At 70.8% G+C, this 18,507-nt stretch carries 20 protein-coding genes; all 20 read left to right on the top strand.

The features are described from left to right. The first annotated feature begins 334 nt into the window (after window positions 1-334). The 20 genes from ABD350_RS08885 to ABD350_RS08980 all read left to right on the top strand — a co-directional run bounded on the left by ABD350_RS08885 (window position 335) and on the right by ABD350_RS08980 (window position 18,468). Complete coding sequence (locus ABD350_RS08885) at window positions 335-1,225, top strand: MmyB family transcriptional regulator (RefSeq protein WP_344347270.1); 891 nt, start codon at window positions 335-337, stop codon at window positions 1,223-1,225. A 101-nt stretch (window positions 1,226-1,326) separates the two neighbouring features. Then, window positions 1,327-2,391: a PhlD gene (locus tag ABD350_RS08890; RefSeq protein WP_344347271.1), complete on the top strand. Its 1,065-nt coding sequence runs from the start codon at window positions 1,327-1,329 to the stop codon at window positions 2,389-2,391. Window positions 2,392-2,446: 55 nt separating this feature from the next. Next, the gene (locus ABD350_RS08895; RefSeq protein WP_344347272.1) at window positions 2,447-3,043 is read left to right on the top strand and encodes a hypothetical protein; all 597 of its coding nucleotides are present in this window, start codon (window positions 2,447-2,449) and stop codon (window positions 3,041-3,043) included. A gap of 119 nt (window positions 3,044-3,162) precedes the next feature. Further along, entirely contained in the window at window positions 3,163-3,363 is a 201-nt protein-coding gene (locus ABD350_RS08900; protein WP_344347273.1) for a DNA-binding protein, read from the top strand. Between the two features lie 131 nt (window positions 3,364-3,494). Next, the gene (locus ABD350_RS08905) at window positions 3,495-3,860 is read left to right on the top strand and encodes a hypothetical protein (protein ID WP_344347274.1); all 366 of its coding nucleotides are present in this window, start codon (window positions 3,495-3,497) and stop codon (window positions 3,858-3,860) included. A gap of 129 nt (window positions 3,861-3,989) precedes the next feature. Then, window positions 3,990-5,513 (top strand): hypothetical protein, encoded by a 1,524-nt coding sequence (locus ABD350_RS08910; protein ID WP_344347275.1) that lies wholly within the window; start codon window positions 3,990-3,992, stop codon window positions 5,511-5,513. Between the two features lie 66 nt (window positions 5,514-5,579). Then, complete coding sequence (locus ABD350_RS08915; RefSeq protein WP_344347276.1) at window positions 5,580-5,837, top strand: hypothetical protein; 258 nt, start codon at window positions 5,580-5,582, stop codon at window positions 5,835-5,837. 85 nt (window positions 5,838-5,922) lie between these two features. Next, on the top strand, window positions 5,923-6,234 hold the full coding sequence (locus ABD350_RS08920; RefSeq protein WP_344347277.1) for a hypothetical protein: 312 nt from the start codon (window positions 5,923-5,925) through the stop codon (window positions 6,232-6,234). A 5-nt stretch (window positions 6,235-6,239) separates the two neighbouring features. Continuing rightward, window positions 6,240-6,821, top strand: a complete 582-nt coding sequence (locus ABD350_RS08925; protein ID WP_344347278.1) for a hypothetical protein — start codon at window positions 6,240-6,242, stop codon at window positions 6,819-6,821. 26 nt (window positions 6,822-6,847) lie between these two features. Further along, complete coding sequence (locus ABD350_RS08930; RefSeq protein ID WP_344347279.1) at window positions 6,848-7,315, top strand: hypothetical protein; 468 nt, start codon at window positions 6,848-6,850, stop codon at window positions 7,313-7,315. Between the two features lie 22 nt (window positions 7,316-7,337). Beyond that, window positions 7,338-8,966: a phage terminase large subunit gene (gene terL / locus ABD350_RS08935; protein ID WP_344347280.1), complete on the top strand. Its 1,629-nt coding sequence runs from the start codon at window positions 7,338-7,340 to the stop codon at window positions 8,964-8,966. A gap of 20 nt (window positions 8,967-8,986) precedes the next feature. Next, entirely contained in the window at window positions 8,987-9,169 is a 183-nt protein-coding gene (locus ABD350_RS08940; RefSeq protein ID WP_344347281.1) for a hypothetical protein, read from the top strand. Continuing rightward, window positions 9,166-9,384 (top strand): hypothetical protein, encoded by a 219-nt coding sequence (locus ABD350_RS08945; RefSeq protein ID WP_344347282.1) that lies wholly within the window; start codon window positions 9,166-9,168, stop codon window positions 9,382-9,384. Before ABD350_RS08940 ends, ABD350_RS08945 begins: the two co-directional genes overlap by 4 nt. A 2-nt stretch (window positions 9,385-9,386) precedes the next feature. Next, window positions 9,387-10,025 (top strand): hypothetical protein, encoded by a 639-nt coding sequence (locus ABD350_RS08950; RefSeq protein WP_344347283.1) that lies wholly within the window; start codon window positions 9,387-9,389, stop codon window positions 10,023-10,025. A gap of 25 nt (window positions 10,026-10,050) precedes the next feature. Beyond that, entirely contained in the window at window positions 10,051-12,513 is a 2,463-nt protein-coding gene (locus ABD350_RS08955; RefSeq protein ID WP_344347284.1) for a hypothetical protein, read from the top strand. Window positions 12,514-12,525: 12 nt separating this feature from the next. Further along, entirely contained in the window at window positions 12,526-12,846 is a 321-nt protein-coding gene (locus tag ABD350_RS08960) for a hypothetical protein (RefSeq protein ID WP_344347285.1), read from the top strand. A 14-nt stretch (window positions 12,847-12,860) separates the two neighbouring features. Further along, on the top strand, window positions 12,861-13,268 hold the full coding sequence (locus ABD350_RS08965; protein ID WP_344347286.1) for a hypothetical protein: 408 nt from the start codon (window positions 12,861-12,863) through the stop codon (window positions 13,266-13,268). 30 nt (window positions 13,269-13,298) lie between these two features. Continuing rightward, complete coding sequence (locus ABD350_RS08970; protein ID WP_344347287.1) at window positions 13,299-16,499, top strand: phage portal protein; 3,201 nt, start codon at window positions 13,299-13,301, stop codon at window positions 16,497-16,499. Continuing rightward, a complete protein-coding gene (locus ABD350_RS08975; RefSeq protein ID WP_344347288.1) occupies window positions 16,499-16,873 on the top strand; it encodes an XkdF-like putative serine protease domain-containing protein in 375 nt (124 codons plus the stop codon). Before ABD350_RS08970 ends, ABD350_RS08975 begins: the two co-directional genes overlap by 1 nt. Then, a complete protein-coding gene (locus tag ABD350_RS08980) occupies window positions 16,873-18,468 on the top strand; it encodes a hypothetical protein (RefSeq protein ID WP_344347289.1) in 1,596 nt (531 codons plus the stop codon). The genes ABD350_RS08975 and ABD350_RS08980 overlap by 1 nt, the downstream gene beginning before the upstream one ends. The last annotated feature ends 39 nt before the right edge of the window (window positions 18,469-18,507 follow it).

Consider the following 18,507-nt stretch of genomic DNA (forward strand, 5'->3'; position numbering starts at 1 on the left):
CTGGGGTTAGTGGCGGATCAGGTCGTCTTGTTGTCCCGGTCCAGCGTGAGTGCGTGTGGCGTATACGCCGCAACGAATGGCAAAGCGAAACTAAAAAACCGGCTGGTAAGCCTCTTACTGGAGGTCAAGCCGGAATGCGCCTATTGCCCTCATTGTACCTTCATGACGCATGGTAACTATCGTCACGCACTGCTATACCCCCAGGTGAGAGGCATGATGCGGTTAGTTCTGGAGGGGTTGCCTGTGGACTTCGAGGGCGGAGTGCAGGCAAGCTCCAGCGCTTCGATCATTTGCCTGCAAATTTCGCAGGCAAATGGGCGCCACCAAGTCGGTAATGATGTGGATCGATCAACGATCATGGGGAGAGGACGACGTGGACCAGGGCGCCCTGAAAGAGGCACTGCGGATTCTGCTTCAGCGGCGTAGGTCCGAACTGTCCCCGAGTGACTACGGCTTCACCCGACACGCACCCCAGGGGCGCCGCGCGGCCGGAGGCGGCCTGACGCAGCCGCAGGTAGACCAGGTCCTGGGCTTCGGCCGCGGTACCTATGAGCGCCTGGAGAACGGACGCCTGAACAACGCCCCCGAACACGTCCTGAAAGGCGTCGGGGAACTGTTCAAGCTGAACCCCCATGAATGGGTGTGGCTGTGGCGTATGACCTGGCGCCGCGACCCGCCGTACCCGCTGCACCCGGACACCGAGGAAGAGATTCCCGGCTCCTGGCTCCGCGTCCTCAACAGCATCCCGCACGCCGCCTACATCACAAATCATCGGTGGGAACTGGTCGCCTATAACCGGCAGTTCACCCGGATCTTTCCTGGGCAGCGAATACCGAAAAACACCATGGAGTGGATGCTCCTCGACCGGGACGCTCGAACCGTCCTGGGTGACTGGAAGACGTCGTGGGCGCCGCTGGTCGCTCCACACGTCTGGGCGGCCCGAGCCGCGCACCCCACCGACGCATACCTGGCCGACCTGGAGCAGCGGATCCTCGCCGACCCCGACGCCGGACCCATATACCGCGACTTCGGTCCCATCTGGGTACACCCCGACGGCGCCTGCCGGCCCTACAACCACCCCGACCACGGGCCCGGGTGGATGAGCCTGCACACCTCGTCCCCGAAGACGTCGAGCACCTTCTCGACCATGACCATGATCTTTGACCCTGGCGAGCAGCCCCCGCAGCCGCTCCCGCCCCTACGCGCCCGGTACCTCGGCGCGTAGTCACAGACCGGCCGGGCGGCCAGCACTCCCCGACACCGGCCGCCCAGCCCCCCACCGCTACCCCCTTCATCCGTTTCACGTCAACGTTCCTGGAGGACGCCGTGCCCGCGCACGTCGGTAGACCCTTCATCGCCCTCGCCCCACACCGCATCACGACTGACGCCCTGATCGACCACATAGCCAGCACCTACCGGCACCCGGACGACCCCACCCGCACACACCCCCGTATGAACGTGTGGCAGCGACTCATCCGCAACGCCGGGGTCGACCAGCGGTACTGGTCCCGCCCGCTGTTCGAAGCCGCCCGCCCCAGCGGCGTCGGCTACCGTGCCGAGGTGGCGTTCAACGACGCCCTCGACCTCGCCGAGACCTCAGCCCGTCAGGCCCTCGATGCCGCCGGCCTCGACCCCGGCGGCATCGACGCCATCGTCACCAGCCACACCACCAGTTGGACCGTCCCCGGACTCGATATCCACCTCATCGAGCGCCTCGGCCTGAAGCCCACCGTGGCGCGGACGCCGCTGACCACATTGGCCTGCTGCGGCGGCGCCCACGCGCTCGCGCAAGCCCTGTTCCACACCGACGCCCGGCCCGGCACGCGCGTGCTGGTCGTCGCCGCCGAGACCCTCTCAACGATCTACCACACGACCGAGGACACCCCGCAGTCGATGATCTACAGGAGCCTGTTCGGCGACAGCGCGGGCGCCTGCATCGTGACCGGCATCGACGACCGCAACCACCCCCCGACGGGCCTCATCGCGTCCGACCCGTACGAATTGGTCATGCCGAACAGTCGCGACCGGTACTGGGGCACCATCGACGAACAGGGTCTGCACTTCGAGTCGACGAAGGCTGCGGCCACCGCAGCCGCCGATGCCCTGCCGTACCTCACGGACTGGCTAGGCGAGCGCCCGGTCGAGTGGGCGGCGGTGCACCCCGGCGGCCCCCGCATCATCGACGACGTCATCACCGGAGTCGGCCTTGACGCGGACAAGGCCGGCCAGCACTCGCACGACTCCCTGCGGCAGAACGGCAACCTGGGTGGTGTCGCCATCCTGGACGTCCTGCGACGCACCTACGAAGACCCGCCCGCACCCGGCCCCGGCCTGCTCACCGCCTTCGGCCCCGGCTTCACCGTCGCCGGTATCTACGGCGCCTGGACCTGACCACCCTCACATCTCCACTGCGCATACGCGCCTGGCCCGCGAGGACCACCCACCGATGTCTACCGACGTAGCGACCCCGAGACCCCGAAGCACCCGCAGCGGATCCCACCTCAAGCTCGTCACCGACGACGCACCGACCCTGTCGCTCCGAGTCCCTGCCGACGAGCAGCCGGACACGTCGACGACGGGCAGACACGCCGCGCCCCGGCCGGTTCCGGCAACCGGCAGCGTCACCCTGCGCGCCCTCATGGGCCTCGGTGCCCTCGTGTCCACGCTGGGCCTGTCCATCGGTGAGGCCCAAGCCGTCCTCTCCCACGCCCCCGCCGGAGCCGGGGCTGAGTCGGCGGCGCCGACCGGTACGGAATCTCTCACCGCGATCATGCCGGAGTACCGCACGGCCCCCGGGCACTGGACACCGACCGTTGAGCCGGTCAAGTTGCACACCTACACCCTCGGTGCATCCATCCCGGGGACCGGCCGGCATCGCAAGCCGGTCGTGACGGAAGAGTGGAGTAGTTGGAAGCCCGACACCGGGGAGCGCCCGGCCGGGCGACACCGCAAGGCGCCGGCCGACAAGGGCACGCAGCGGCCGAGGGCGAAGACCATGGTGGGCATGCCCGCTCTGACGGGCGACTTCACCTATACCGTGTAGCGACACTGACTTGACTTGGCTGGCCAGAGTGAGTCATAGTCCTGGCAGTCTTGAGAGTTCTGTCGAAAGGGCCGCCCACGCCGGGCGGCCCTTCGGCGTTTCCGGGAGGCACACCCTCGATGACGTACCGGCCCGTCCTCCTCTCCCCGTCGGACATCGCCCACCTCATCGGCAAGCCCAAGGGCACCGTCACCCGGTGGGCCAGCGAGGGCCGCATCACCTCGTACGGCGGCCTGTACGACTGGCTCGAGCTGCGCGACGTCGCCACCGGCGCCGTGAAGGTGCCGCCGAAGCGCACCGCTCTCCCCGTCGGCGTATAACCCGCCGACCCCCTAGACCGGCCCCGCGCGGACGAACGTTTCCGGCGGGGCCTTTCTGCTGCCGGCCGCCACGCATTGAGGGGTGCGTGGCGGCCGGCACCCCCCACCAACACTCCCTGCATGGAGGCACCATGTCCGCGCCACTCGAGGACCTGCACGGCCTGGTCGAAGACCTCGAAGACGAGGGGCACTCCCTCGCCGGCCGGTTCCGCGACCTCGTCGACCACATCAAGAGCGAGTTCGCGCACCTGCTCGGCGGCGGCAAGGACGAACTCGACGCCTTCGTTCGCGGCCTGGTCGCCACGCTCGTCCCCGAGCTGGACAAGGTCAAGGACGAGATCGTCGCCGCGGTTTTCGCCGAGCTGCGCAAGGCCACCGGAGAGATCAAGGCCGTCGTCGACGGCACCCTGCCCGCCGCGCCGGCCGCCCCGGCCGATGACGCGGCCCCCGCAGCCTCGGAGCAGGTCGAGCCCGCCCCGGCTCCCGCCCAGGGCTGACCCCGCGCGGGGCTCCGGCCGCCGACTCCTCGGCCGGGGCCCCGCCCCCTTCACCCCCGACCCCTCACGGGAGACCCACGTATGCCCGGCGCCATCTACGTTGAGACCCGCGACGTTCCTTTTGATGAATTGACCCCCTTCCCCGGCAACGCGAAGCGTGGCGACCCCGCCGAGATCCTGGTCAGCCTTCGCAGGAACGGCCAGTACCGCGGTCTCGTCGTCCGGCAGATACCTGGCGGCCCGCTCGTCGTCCTCGCCGGCAACCACACGATGCAGGCCCTCCAGGCGCACGGTGCCGGCCGGTGCCAGTACGCGGACCACGAGAAGAACCCGTGCGCGATGTGCGCCGACGGGTCCTGGGACGGCACCACCGCGCGCTGCGAGATCATCCTCTGCGACGACGACGAGGCCCGCCGGATCAACCTTGCCGACAACCGGTTGGCTGAATTGGGCGGGTACGACAACGACGCCCTCGCCGAACTCCTCAGCTACCTCGACGGCGATTACGAGGGCACCGGCTACACCGACTCCGACGTCATGGCGCTGATCACCCCGCCCGACCTCGACGACCTCGACGGCAGCAACGACGCCGGCCCGGACCCGGAGCCGGCGGAGAAGCCGAGCCTCGCGGACCGGTTCCTGATCCCACCGTTCGATGTTCTCGACGCCCGCCAGGGCTGGTGGCGTACCCGCAAGAAGCAGTGGTTGAGCCTGGGCATGCGGTCCGAGGTCGGCCGCGGCGACAATCTGGTCTTCGAGGGCATGGCGAAGGCCGACCCGAAGTACTACGACAAGAAGCGGGTCGTCGAACAGGCCCTCGGTCGGCCGCTGACCGCGGCCGAGTTCGAAGCGGATCACTACATACGGCCGGACGATGCCGTCGCCTCGGGTACGTCCGTGTTCGACCCGGTCGTCTGTGAACTGGCGTACCGCTGGTTCTGCCCGCCCGGCGGGAAGATCCTCGACCCGTTCGCCGGCGGATCCGTCCGCGGCATCGTCGCCGGCATCCTCGGCCGGCCGTACCACGGCAACGACCTCCGCCCCGAGCAGGTCGAGTCGAACCGTGAGCAGCGCGACGAGTTCGCCGGCCGGCGAATGCTCGCCGCCGATCCGTCCTGGTCCATCGGCGACAGCGCTGACTGGGTCAAGACCCTCGAACCGAACAGCGCTGACATGGTGTTCACCTGCCCGCCGTACTACGACCTCGAGGAGTACAGCGACGACCCGAAGGACCTGTCGGCGATGTCGTACGATGCGTTCGACGAGGTGTACGAGCGGATCATCGCCGGCGTCGCCAAGGCCCTCAAGCCCAACAGGTTCGCCGTGTTCGTCACCGGCGACGCCCGCGACAACCGTGGTGCGCTGCACGACCTTCGCGGGTCGACGATCCGCGCGGCCGTGAAGGCCGGCCTGGTCTACGCGTCCGGCGCCGTCCTCGTCACCGCGGTCGGTACGAGCGCCATCATGGCCGGCCGCACCTTCACCGGCACCCGCGGACTCGCCCGCACCCATCAGGACGTCCTCGTCTTCTGCAAGGGCAACCGGTCCGAGGCCGCGAAGGCGTGCGGCGACGTCGACGTACACCTGCCCGACGGTGTCGAGGACGCCTTCGCCGATGTCGACGAATCCGACGAACTCGCCGAAGCGGCTTGAGAAGCCTCCCGACTCTCCCTGATTCTGTAGCTACACGAAACAGTCGCTTGACCAGGGAGAATCGCTATGGGACGCGCACGCGAACTGACGATGGGTCGCCGACCGCGCCGTAACGGCATCGCCGCGAACCCCGACTACGCCGCCCTCGCCCGCATGACGAAGGCAGCGGCGCCGGACGTCGTCAGATTCCGCACGATCCTGGACCGCGTCGGTGCCAGCCCGGCCCGTATGCGCTTCAAGGAGGGCGTGATCTACCTCGAGGCGTGCGCCCGGTACCGGCAGCTGACCGGCGAGGACTACGGCCCCCGCATCGGCACCTACTGACAACCGAACATCCTGCCCACACGGCCCGCTCGCCCGACACCGGGGGAGCGGGCCGTGAGCGTTTCCCTCTCCCAGGAGGCCCGCTGTGTCCGACGAGCGCGCCGTCCAGGCCCTCACCCTCTGCCTCGCCGGCGTCGACTGGGCCACCATCGCCGACCGACTCGGCTACGACGACCCCGCCGACGCCCTCGAAGCCGCTACCGCGGTCGCCGACACCCAGTACGACGGCCTCCCCATGGACCCGCTCCGGGTCCTCGAAGTTCTACGCCTCAACCGGCTCCAGGCCGCCGTCTGGGGCGCCGCGATGAAGGGCGACCTCAACGCCGTGTCGACGGCCCTGAACATCGGTGACCGCCGGGTGCGCATGCTGCGCCTCAACCAGCGGAGCCGAGAGTGACCAGCATGCGACCCGAACATGCCGGGGGTGATGTCCCGAGGTGTGGCGCGCAGAAGCGGCAGGGTGCCCCCGGCGAGACGTGCACGTTCACCGCTGGCTGGGGCACCGACCACGTCGGCTTCGGCCACTGCCGGCTGCACGGCGGGAACACCCGCACCCAGCGCACCGCCGCGCGGGCGGAGATGGCTGACGCTGAGGCCCGGCAGGTACTCGCCGCGCTCGACGTCGTTCCGGTCGCCGATCCATTCGCCGCGCTGTCCAAGCTCGCCGGCCAAGTACTCGCCTGGCAGGAAGCCATCAGCGCCATCGTCAACGACCTCGGCGACCGCATCCGGTACGAGGGTGCCTCCGGCGCCGAGCAACTACGCGCCGAGATCAGCCTCTACGAGCGCGCGATGGACCGTACCGGGCACGTCCTCGGCCTGATCGCCAGGCTGAACATCGAGGACCGCATGGCCAGGGTGACGGAGAGGCAAGCCGATGCCCTCGTCTCCGCCCTCGAGGCGGCACTCGCCGCCGCCGGCGTCACCGGGCAGGCCGCGGACGACGCCCGTAAGGCCGCCGCCCGGCACCTGCGTGCCGTCTAGAACCACCGCACCCCCGGAGCACCACCTTGCAACACGACGCCGAACTCGCCCTTGACGAGTGGGAACGCGCCTTCAAGACGCAGCAGGAGGCGGCCGTCACCGCGGCCACCACCGCGTTCCCCCTCCTCGGCCGTATGCCCTACCCGACCGGGTGCTGCGACCTGCGCATGAACTGGCAGCACGACGGACTCGGTGAAGGCACCGTGTGCGTTGACGATCAGGCCCGCGGCACCGTCGAGTTCCGCGGCATGCCGCAGGCGCCCGTCGGCGCCGCTATCGACAAGCTCATGGGGAAGGGCTGGTTCGACGACGCCCCCGACGGCATCGAGGCCGCCGACGCCGGCACCTACTACTGGGCCGACGAGGACTTCGGCGGCGAGTGGGAGATCAAGGTCGTCGACGGCGACCTCGTCGACATGTACATCGACTGCATGCGAATCCCCGACGTGATCGGCGTCCTCGATACCCTCCACACCGCCCTCACGGCCGAGTAACCCCCGGGAGGAGGCGCCCGAGGTGTCCAGCGACATGGACGCGCTCGCACTCGCCGCCGACCGACTCGAGGGCCGTAGCGACGCCGTCGACCGCTACCCGACCCCGCACGACCTGGCCCGGGAACTCGACCCGCGTGTCGTCCTGACGCCGGCGCTGTCCCTCCTCGATCAGAACCTCATCGACGCCGCGGAAGGCCGCTGCCGGCGCCTCATCTGGACCATGCCCCCGCAGGAGGGCAAGAGCCAGCGCGTATCCCGGACTTTCCCCGCCTGGTTGCTCGCCCGTGATCCTGACAAGCGTATTGCGATTGCGTCGTACGAACTCGGCACCGCCCGCCGGTGGGGCCGCGCGATCCGTAACGACATCGCCGCCAACCCGGACAAGTTCGGGCTGCGGATCCGCCGGGATACGGCGTCGGCGGCCGAGTGGCAGATCCAGGACCACGCCGGCGGCGTCTACTCCGTCGGAGTCCAGGGCGCCCTCACCGGCCGACCCGTTGACGTGCTCATTATTGACGACCCGATCAAGGACCGCGCCCAGGCCGAGAGCCTGGTGTTCCGCGAGCGGGTGTGGGACTTCTGGACGGACACCGCGCGCACACGATTCGGGCCGGACACCGTCGTCATCGTCGTACTCACTCGATGGCACGAGGACGACCTTGCTGGCCGGCTCCTTGCCCAGGACGTGCGCGGCGAGTGGCGGCACATCAACGTGCCGGCACAGGCTGACCACGACCCGAACCAGGGGCAGACCGACCCGCTCGGCCGCGCCCCCGGTGAATACCTGATCTCGGCCCGCGGCCGTACCGCGAAAGACTGGGAAGAGACCCGGCAGGACGTCGGCTCGCGTACGTGGACGTCGCTGTACCAGGGCCGGCCGTCGCCGACCACCGGTGACGTCTGGCGACGGCAGTGGTGGCGTCGCTACGGCACCCCGCTGTGGTCGCAGGACGCTGACCGGCCCGACGCCTACCGCGTCGAGGAGTGCGATCAGGTGATCATGAGCTGGGACATGGCCTTCAAAGACACGCGGTCGAGCGACTACGTCGTTGGCCAGGTCTGGGCCCGCAAGGGCGCGGACGTCTACCTCCTTGACCAGATCCGCAAGCGCCTGTCGTTCACCGACACCCTCGCCGCGTTCGAGGCGATGGTGAAGCGCTGGCCCGGGGCGACCGCGAAACTCGTCGAGGACAAGGCGAACGGCACCGCGGTGATCTCGACCCTCAAGTCGAAAGTTCCGGGCATCATCGCCGTCACGCCGACGGAGTCGAAGTACGCCCGGGCGACCGCCGTGAGCCCCGTCCTTGAGGCCGGCAACGTCTTCCTGCCCGAGAAGGCCGTCGAACTGTTCGATCCCGAGGAACTCATCGACGAGGCCGCCGCGTTCCCGAACGCCGCCCACGACGACATGGTCGACGCGACCAGCCAGGCCCTGGCCTACCTCCTGTTGGACCAGACCGGCGCGCACGCCTGGATCGCCCACTACCGGGCGAAGGCCGAGGGCACCACCACCGAGCCGGAACCGCAGGCCAACGAGGAGCCGCCGGCCGACGACGCCTCACCCGACCTCGACCCGTACGCCGCCATGTCGGAAGACCCGGCCGTCATCCGCAAACGCATGCGTGACGCCCGCTTCCGCGGCCAGCCCTGACCCCTCAAGGAGCGCACGCGATGGCGTCCCTACTCGGCACCCACGTGCCCATCGACTGCCCGATCTGCCCGGACCACGTCGCCGTCCCCGTCAAAGAAGCCGCGGGCGCTGGTCCCGGCGACCTGGTCGTGGAGATCGATCTCACCGCCTGGCGTGAGCACGTTGCCACGGTTCACACCGCGGCCCGTCGGGCGGCGGTATGAGCGACCCGGCCGCTAAGGCGTCGCACCGCGCCGCCGAGACGCACTTCGTGATCACCCGCGCCGACGGCACGGTCATCGACCTCGGCCGCGGCGTCTACTGGCACCGCAACCCCCTCCGCCGCCTCTGGTGGCGCCTGTGGGGCCAGCCCCGCTTCACCCGCCGCGCACGAGCGGCCAACCGATCCGCGGCACGGGCCGCCGGTAAGGAGTTGTAGGAATGGCCACCACGGTCGCATTCACCGCCAAGGGCCGTGAGATCGTCGCGTCTCGCCTGATCGGCTCCACGCCGTCGCAGGCCGAGCCGAAGAACATCGGCTGGGGGACCGGCGCCGGTACCGCCGCGTCGTCCGACGTCGCCCCGTTCACCGAGGCCACCGAGGCCCGCGTCGTCGGCACGTCCAGCCAGGTGACCACGACGAGCACGAACGACACCTACCAGGTCACCGGGACCCTGACGAGCGCCAGTTCGCAGACGATCACCGAGACGTTCCTGAGCGACTCGTCGTCGAAGCCTGCCTCGACGACGCTGTCCGCGGCCGTGTCATCCGCCAGCGCCACCTCCATCACCGTGGCATCCGCGGCCGGCTTCCCCGGCTCGGGCAACTTCCACCTCCAAGTGGACAGCGAGGTCATGACCGTCACCGCGGGCCAGGGCACCACCACGTGGACCGTGACCCGCGGCGTCAACGGCTCGGCCGCCACGACGCACTCCAGCGGCGCCACGGTGACCGCCGGCAACGCCCCCGGATCGGGGTCCGTGACGAACGGCTCGCTGTTCGTCCACGCCTCGTTCACCGGTCTCGCGCTGAACGCCGGCGACTCCCTGACCGCCACGACGAAGCTGTCCTTCTCCTGACCGACCCCGCCGGAGGAGGTAACCCGTGACGATCTCGACCGTCGGGAGCCTCCAGCAGAACCGCGGCAACGGCGTCGGCAACCTCCCCGTGTCCGGCGCCGTCATCGGCAACGCCTGGGTCCTCGTCGTCCGTATCGCCGACGCGGACATCGGCACCGCGTCCGTGACCGGCGGCGGCCCCGACACCTGGACCCGCATCGCATCGGCGTCACAGGCCACCGTGAACGGCACCATCGAAATCTGGCTCGGCGTGATCGCCTCAACGGCGTCGACGACGATCACCGTCACCTACAACAGCGACATCGCCGGCGTCTCCACGGAACTCGTCGCCGTCCAGTTCACGAGCAGTCTCACGAACACCGTCTGGACCGGCGACAGCAGCGACACCACGACCTCCGGAACAGCGACCGCCACGATCACCTACCCGGCACTCACCCCGACCGGCGCCGAGTGCTACATGGGGTATGTCTACCTGACCAACACCGCCGGCGCTGGCACCACCGAAGGATTCACGTACACCACCACGGCCGCCGGCAACGGCGTGGTGTGGAACCCCGCCCTGACCACGGCGACCGCACCGACATGCACGCAGAGCCCGGCCGGCAAGTACGCCACGGCCGCCGTCCTCGTGCGCGCATCGGCGGCCGTCGACCTCACCCGCACCGCCACCGCGGCGACCAACCTCGGCCGCCGCGCCGGCATCGTCCGGGCCGCGACCGGCACCGGCGCCAGCAGCGTGCGGCGCGCCGCCGCGACTGCCCGGGCCACGACCGCTACGAACACCGCGGCATACACCCGCGCCGCCGCCCGACGATTCACCGCGACCGCGACGGCCGCCCGGACCATCGCCGCAACCACCCTGCGCGCGCTGCTCCTCGTCGGGTTCGTCGCCGGCGGCACCGGCATCGCCCGGGCCGTCGTCCGACCGTTCACCGGCACCGCGCACAGCGCCGGCAGCACCCGCCGCGCCGCCACCCAAACGGTCGCCACATCCGGGATCATCAGCCCGGCCGTGCGCCGCGCCCTGGCGACAGCGCTCCCCACCGCGCGCACCGCCGGCGCAGCACTCACACGCGGCCTCGGCATCAAGACCAGGACACCCACACTCGGCACGGCCGCCGTCACCCGCGGCCCCGCCGTCGCCCTCACCGGCGCCGGCGCCGGGACCGGGCGCACCAGCCGGGGCATCGACCGGCCCGTGGCCGCAACCGCCGGCGTCACCGGCGCCGTGCGACGGGCAGTCGGCACGATCGTCGCCGCCCCGGCCCGCGCGGCCAGCACGATCCGGCGGGCCACCGGCGCCGCGTACACCGCGGCGTCCGCCGGCATGGGTGCCGGCACCGTCTGGACGACGTTCGCACGCACCCACACCGCGGCGGCGACCGCCACCGGGACGACGGCCCGCACGATCGGCCGGCGCCTCAGGGCGACCGGCACCGTAGCCGTCGGCCTGGTCGCCCCAGTCGCGTACACGGTCGTCCTGGCAACGGCCGCCGCGGTCCGGACCGTCCTCGCCGCTGGCCGGGACATGTTCGCCGTCCTCGCCGCCAGCGTGACGGCCGACAAGAGCATCCGCCGAGCCCTCACCCGCACCGACATCGCGGCGATCAACGGGCCCGCCCACCTCACCCGCACGATCAGCACCGACCACACCACCGCAACGACCGGCGACGGCGCCACCCACGCCCGCGTAGGACGGACGATCACCACCGCGGCGACCGGAACGACCAGCCTGGCCTTCCGGTTCGCCTACGCGGCCGTCCTGGCCGTCACAGCGGCCGTGTCCGCAACGCTTACCCGGGTCCGGGCCGCGCTGCTCACCTTCACGACGACCGTTCGGGCGGCCAGCACCCTCGAACGGGACGCCGCCACCACCCAGCGGACGTCATCGACCGCCGTCGGCACACTCACCCGCGCCACCGGCGTCACCACCGCGGCCGTCGCGACCGTGACCCAGGTCCTCACCTACGCCCGGGCCCTCAGCTGGACCATCACCGCGGCCGTCGCCGGCACCCCGGGCACCACCCGGGCCCTGGCACGGCCGTTCACCACGACGGCGACCGCCGGCACCGCAGTACGCGCCGGTATCGACCGCGCCCTCGCCGCCGCGGCCCTCCCGGCCGTCACCCTGCTGCGCGCCGCGGCCCTCGAGCACACGACGACCGCTACCAGCACCCGGCACCTCGCTCGCGCGGCGGCCCTGACGATCCGGGCAGACACACTCGCCGCCGCCCTGGTCCGCCGGGGCGTCCGCCACACCACGGCCGGCACAACGGCCGTCACGGCGTCGGCGAGCACCGCCCGGATCTTCACCCTCCTCCTCGCCGCCGGTGCGGCCTGCGCCGTCACGACGGGCCTGACCATCACGCGGGCCCTCCGCGACCTGACCCTCGCCGCCGTCGGCCTCGTCGCTCGCTGGACCGTCCACGAACCCGGCGCGACCTGGCGGGCGTGGCTCACCGGCGGGCGCTGGAACACCGACGAATAGAGAGGCGCCGGCGTGCAGAGCATCGACCGCGACAGCCGGCAGTACGTCCAGGCCCACGTGGACGTCACCGTCGCCGGCCAGCCCTACAACCCGACCACGGACCCGGTCGACTTCGCGTTCGCCCCGATCGGGGCCCGGCCGACGACCTGGTACCCGGGCGGCTGGGACGGCACCGCCGCCATCCCCGGCAGCAACGCCTACCGGGCGCACGTCCTCATCGGGCCCGGCAGCACCGGGCCCACCCTCGCCCCCGGCCGGTACGCCGTGTGGCTGCGCATCACCGACGACCCCGAGCAGCCCGTCATCAACATCGGGCAGCTCTTCGTGACCTGACGAGGAGACCGGCAGTGGCCACCCCGACCCCGCCCAGCGGGCCCACCTGCACAGCATGCGGTGAGACCGCGGTCGTCCACTGGCAACGACGCCCAACCGCCGACGAGGTCGCCGCGGCCGTCGCCGTCGAGCAGGACCGCCGTGAGCACCTCCTCCTCCTGGCCGACATCCAACTCCCCGCCCCCGAGTTCGGGCCGCTACCGACCGCGCGCGGCATGACCCGCACCGTCTACGCGTGCGCGGCCCACGCCATCAGCCTTGCTGGTGCCGCCCTCATCCACGACAGCACGTGCACGGCCCCGAACCCGGCGAACCTGCCCGGCTGCAACTGCACACCGGAAACCCCGGAGCCTGCCCCGCTGGACGACCCCGCCCCGGCCCTGCAACTGCCCGACCACTGGTTCCCCGGCAGCGGCGACTGATGCCCACGCGTAGATAGGAGGCACCGCTCGATGAGCCTCCGCGACCGTCTCGCCAAGGCGTTCGGCGCCCGGACGCCGACCGACATGCAGGCCGGTGAGGAAGCCGCCGGCATGACCCCGACGCGCCCCTTCTCCCCGGGCGCGCCGATTTCCCCGTACGACGGGTACAGCCGCACCCCCCGGAGCCATGACTACGTCACCGGGTACAACATCTCGGCCCGGCCGAAGGCGAACGAGCGCGTCAGCTTCGACACGCTCCGCGGCCTGGTCGAGGCATACGACGTCGCACAGATGTGCATCTGGCACCGCATCGACTCCATCCGCGCCCTGGACTGGTCCCTCGTCCCCGCGCGCGGCTTCCGCGGTGACGCCGACGAACTCATCGACATCGGCATGGCCGTCATGGCCAAGCCGGACCGGCAGACGCCGTGGTCGTCGTGGCTGGCGACCTGGCTGTACGACATCTTGGCGTTCGACGCCGGCGCCCTCTACCGGCTCCGGAACCGCGGCGGCCGTGCGATCGGTCTCCGCGTCGTCGACGGCACGACCATCGCCCCCCTCCTCGACTACTGGGGCAACTCGCCGGAGCCGCCGGCCGAGGCGTACGTGCAGTACGTAAACGGTCTGCCCTGGAACTGGCTCACCCGCAACGACCTCGTGTACGTGCCGTTCCGGCCCCGGTCGAACTCCCCGTATGGGTATGCCCCGCTCGAGAGTATCCTCCTCAACAGCAACACCGACCTCCGCTTCCAGGCGTACTTCCTCCAGCGGTTCACCGAGGGCAACATCCCGGAGGCCTTCGCCAGCGCTCCGGAAACCTGGACTCCGCAGCAGATCGAAGAGTTCCAGGGCTACTGGGACGCCGCGATGTACGGCGATCAGGCCGCGAAGCACCAGATCCGATGGATGCCCGGCGGCGGCAGAATCGAATGGTCGAACGAAAAGGACTTCTCGGACTCGTTCAGCCTTTTCCTCATGCGGAAGACGTGCGCGGCGTACCACATCGTCCCCTCCGACCTGGGCTTCACCGAGACTGTGAACAAGTCGTCGGGGGAGACGCAGGCCGACGTGCAGCACCGCGTCGGCGACCTGCCGCTCATCGCGCACATCGAGGACGTCCTGACGCACTTCCTCCAGCACGACCTGGGCCTCCCGCTGAAGATGGCGTTCGACACGGGCCAGGAGAAGGAAGACCGGCTCCAGCTCGCCCAGGCGTGGGGTATCTACATCGACAAGGGCATGGCGTCCCCGGACGAGGGCCGCGAGGAACTCCTCGGCCTGCCCGCCGACCCGCGCCGGCCCACGCCGAGGTTCTACAACAACACCAGCTCCGGGCCCGTCCCGCTGCTGGCAATCCAGGGCCTGGGCGGTGTCGTCGATCCCGAGACGTTCGCGCCGGCCGAGGAGCAGCCGATACCGGCCCAGCCGGCCGTCACGCCGCCCGGCGTCGTCCCCGCGCCCGGTACGACCGACGCGGTGGCCGTCGACATCGCCGAGGATGCCTACCAGGCGTCCGTACGTGAGGCGGCCGGCGCCATCGCCAAGGACGCCGGGGCACCGGCCGGCGGCGACGCCGGTATCACCGCCGGTACCGGCCTGCACAGCTACGACCTTGACGACGAGGACACGGACCTACCGGACCGCGAACTCGTCAAACGCGAGATGTCCGCGTTCCGCTCGTTCCCTAAGGCCCGCCGACGGTCCGGCGCTTGGCGCGACTTCGAGTTCCACCACGTACCCGCGCACACCGCCCGTCGCCTCAACCAGCACGGCCGCGCCGCGGTGCGGAAGGACGCCGGCGAGATAGCGTGCGCCGGCCTCGTAGTCCGCGCCGCCGACACCGGCCGCGTCCTCATGATCCAGCGCGCGCTGGACCCGGACGACCCGGCGGCCGGCATGTGGGAGTTCCCCGGTGGTCACGGCGAGGGCGATGAACGCCCGGTCGGGACCGCAGTACGAGAGTGGTGCGAGGAGACGCACTTCATCCTGCCGTTCGACCCCGACGGCATGGCCGCGCTGGTCGTCGCCGAGCCAGCTTGGGTGTCCGGGTGTTACGCCGGCTTCGTCTACACCGTCCCCTGCGAGTCGATGCTCGACCTCGGCCGCCGTGACCAGGTGACGAACCCCGACGATCCCGACGGCGATAACGTCGAGTCCGTCGCCTGGTGGGACCCCGAGCAGCTCCGCGACAACCCGGCCGTCAGGCCTGAACTGCTCGCCTCCCTGCACCTCGTCCTGCGCGCGCTCGACAGCGGCGACGCCGTCTGCCCGTGCGGACGGCCGGCCGCGTACGACGACGTCGACGGGTGGCAGCACACCGACGGCAGCACCGGCCACGACGACGGCGAGTCCGTGTCCGACAAGATGACCCCCCTACTCAAGGCGGCCCGCGACCCAAAAGGCGCGGGCGCTGACGAAGGTGACGGCCGGTGGCTCGGCTGGCGGATGGACATCAAGGCCATCCGCTACTGGGCTCCCCGGATCGCCGCCGCCTTCCGTGGCGCCGTCAACCCCCGCCGACTCGTCGACGCCTGGCTGGCTCTGAACCCGCGGTCGTCGGCCGGCCGGAAGGCCGACCGGGTCCGGGACCTCAACGAGCAGGCCGAACGCTGGCTCGAGAAGAACGCCCCCGACCTGGCCGCCGCACTGGAGGCGACGATCGGCGGCATCTACACCGACGGCTACCTCATCGGCCTCGTCGCCGCCGCGGACGCCGCAGGCGTAGAGGCCGGCATCGCTGCCAGCATCAACTGGGACGGCTGGGAGCCCGGCGACGCCAAGGCCGCTGAACTACTCCTCGGGCCCGCCGGCGACGGCGCCGGCCTCGCGGCCCTGCTCCGCGACACCGGCGTCACCATCCGCTCGATAGCCGCTACCCGGGTCACGGCCCTCGGCCGGCTCCTCGCGGAAGGCGCCGAGCGGGGCGACAGTCCCACCACGATCGCGCAGGCGATCGAGGACTTGCTGACCGACGCGACCCGCGCCGAGATGATCGCCACGACGGAGCTGTGCCGCGCGATATCGCAGGCCAGCCTCCGCACCTACCAGGCGAACGGCATTGAGCGCATCGAGTGGGCGTCCGCCGGAGACGGCCGGGTCTGCCCCATCTGCCAGAAGAACGCCGACGGTGGCGCCCGCAGGCCGGGATCCCAGTTCCCGTCCGGCCAGACATCCCCGCCCGGCCACCCCTGGTGCCGCTGCGCCCTCGTACCCGTGACAGGAGGCTCCTGATGCCCGACGAGCAGCGCTACGTCCTCGGCGTCGCCTATCAGGCCGGCCCCGACCCCATGATCAAGCGCGGGGCGGATGGCGGTCGTGATTATTTCTCCCCGGAGGAGTTGGAGAAGGCCGCATGGCGGTTCCTCCAGAACGGCCCCGAGTCCGGCCTGTTCCACGCCGACGGCACCGAGGGCGCCGCGACGGTCGTCGAGTCGTACATCTACCGCGGCCCTGACTGGGACCTCGGTGACGTCGTCGTCAAGGCCGGTGACTGGCTCGTCGGCGCAATCCTCGACGAACACGCCTGGCAGCTCTACAAGTCCGGGCGCGTCACCGGTTGGTCGCCGCAGGGCTCGGCGCGCCGTATCACCCCACGGAGTAGCTGATGCCCCACACCCCCGACGAGTTCACCGAACTGGTGGACGCCGACATCGATCGCGTCGACCTGGTCGACAAGGCGGCGAACGGACTCCCCTTCCTCATGGCCAAGTCGGCCGCCGACGGCGGCCCGGCCGGCCTGATGGCGCCGGACCTGGTCCGCGATCTCATCGGCAAGGGCGCCGAACCCGCCGACCAGGTGGGGGAGACGGTCACGATGACCGGCACCCCCGGCGCCCTCGCCCAGCTCATCCAGAAGGCCGGTGGCCGCCTCGTGCCCGACGCCCCCATCACGAAGGACGCGGACATGGCCGACGCCGACCTCGACCCGACGGTTGTACTCGCCGAGCCCGAGGACAGCGCCCCCGGCGACGTCAGCACCCCGGGCTCTCCGGCGTGGGAGGCCGTGGACGCGGCCACCGCCCGCAAGTGGACCTCGATCTTGTCCCGCGCGAAGTCCGCGCTCGGCGTCATGGCCGACCGCGAACTCCTCGAAGCCGCGGCCGGTGACAGCGACGACTTCGACTCCGCGATGGACCTGGAAGACGCGGCCTGCGCCATCGACTACGCCATCAGCGTCTTGGCCCCGTTCGCCGTGGACGAGGAAGCCGAGGTCGTACGCGGCACCGCTGAACTGGACGTCGTCGGCAAGGCCCTCGGCACCTTCGACGCGGGTCACCTGGACGTCATAGAGTCCCTGTCCCGGGTGGCCAAGGCCGGCCGGTCGCTGTCCGCGAGGAACGAGGCCGCGATCCGCTCGGCGGTCGAGTCTCTGCAGAAGGTTCTCGCGTCCCTGCCAGCGCCGGACGCCCCCGACACCGAGAGCGGCCGTCCGGTCGCCAAGAAGGAGACCGACATGCAGCCGGACACCGGCAACGCCCCCGAGATCGTCGAGACCCCGGCCGCGGCCGTCGACACCATCGGCAAGGCCGAAGGCGACGAGGGCAAGGCGCCGATGGTCGCCGTCTACGACGCCAAGGGCAAGTTGGTCGGGATCGTCGACCCGACCGAGATCACCCCGATTTCCGGCGCCGACGCCGCCGATGAGCCGGCGGCCCCCGAGGCCCCCGCCGAGGCGCCGCCCGCCGGTGACCTCGAGCCGGCGCCGGCCGCCGAGGTCGGTGTCCCCGCCGAGGACGTCGCCAAGACCACCGACACCACCACCGACGACGCCGCGCCGGCCGACGGCGACGACGTCACCAAGACCACCGACACCGACTCGGACGACATTCTCAAGAGCAGCGACATCCGCGAGCTGGTCAAGGGGCTGCTCGACGAACACAGCGCCGACCAGACGGCACAGCTCACCAAGACCGGTGAGGCCGTCGTGGAACTGGCGAGCATCGTCGAGACCCTGAAGGGCCGCCTCGAGACGCTGGAGGAGCAGCCCGCCGAGCCGAAGGTGTTCGCCAAGGGAGCCGTCCCGCCGCCCGGCATGCTGCGCGGCCAGGACACCGGAGCGCCCCAGGTCGACCTGGCCAAGGCCCGCGAACTCAAGCGGACCCTCTACTCCGGTACCGCCGCCGAGCAGAACGAGGCCGCGGTCGCGATGCAGAAGGGCGCCATCGCCGCTCTCCAGGCGATTCACCAGCGGCGCGCCTAAGCGCCCTCCCCCTTCCCGAACCCCGAACCCCCGGACGCG

The organism is Streptomyces nogalater (assembly GCF_039532885.1).
GTDB lineage: Bacteria > Actinomycetota > Actinomycetes > Streptomycetales > Streptomycetaceae > Streptomyces > Streptomyces nogalater.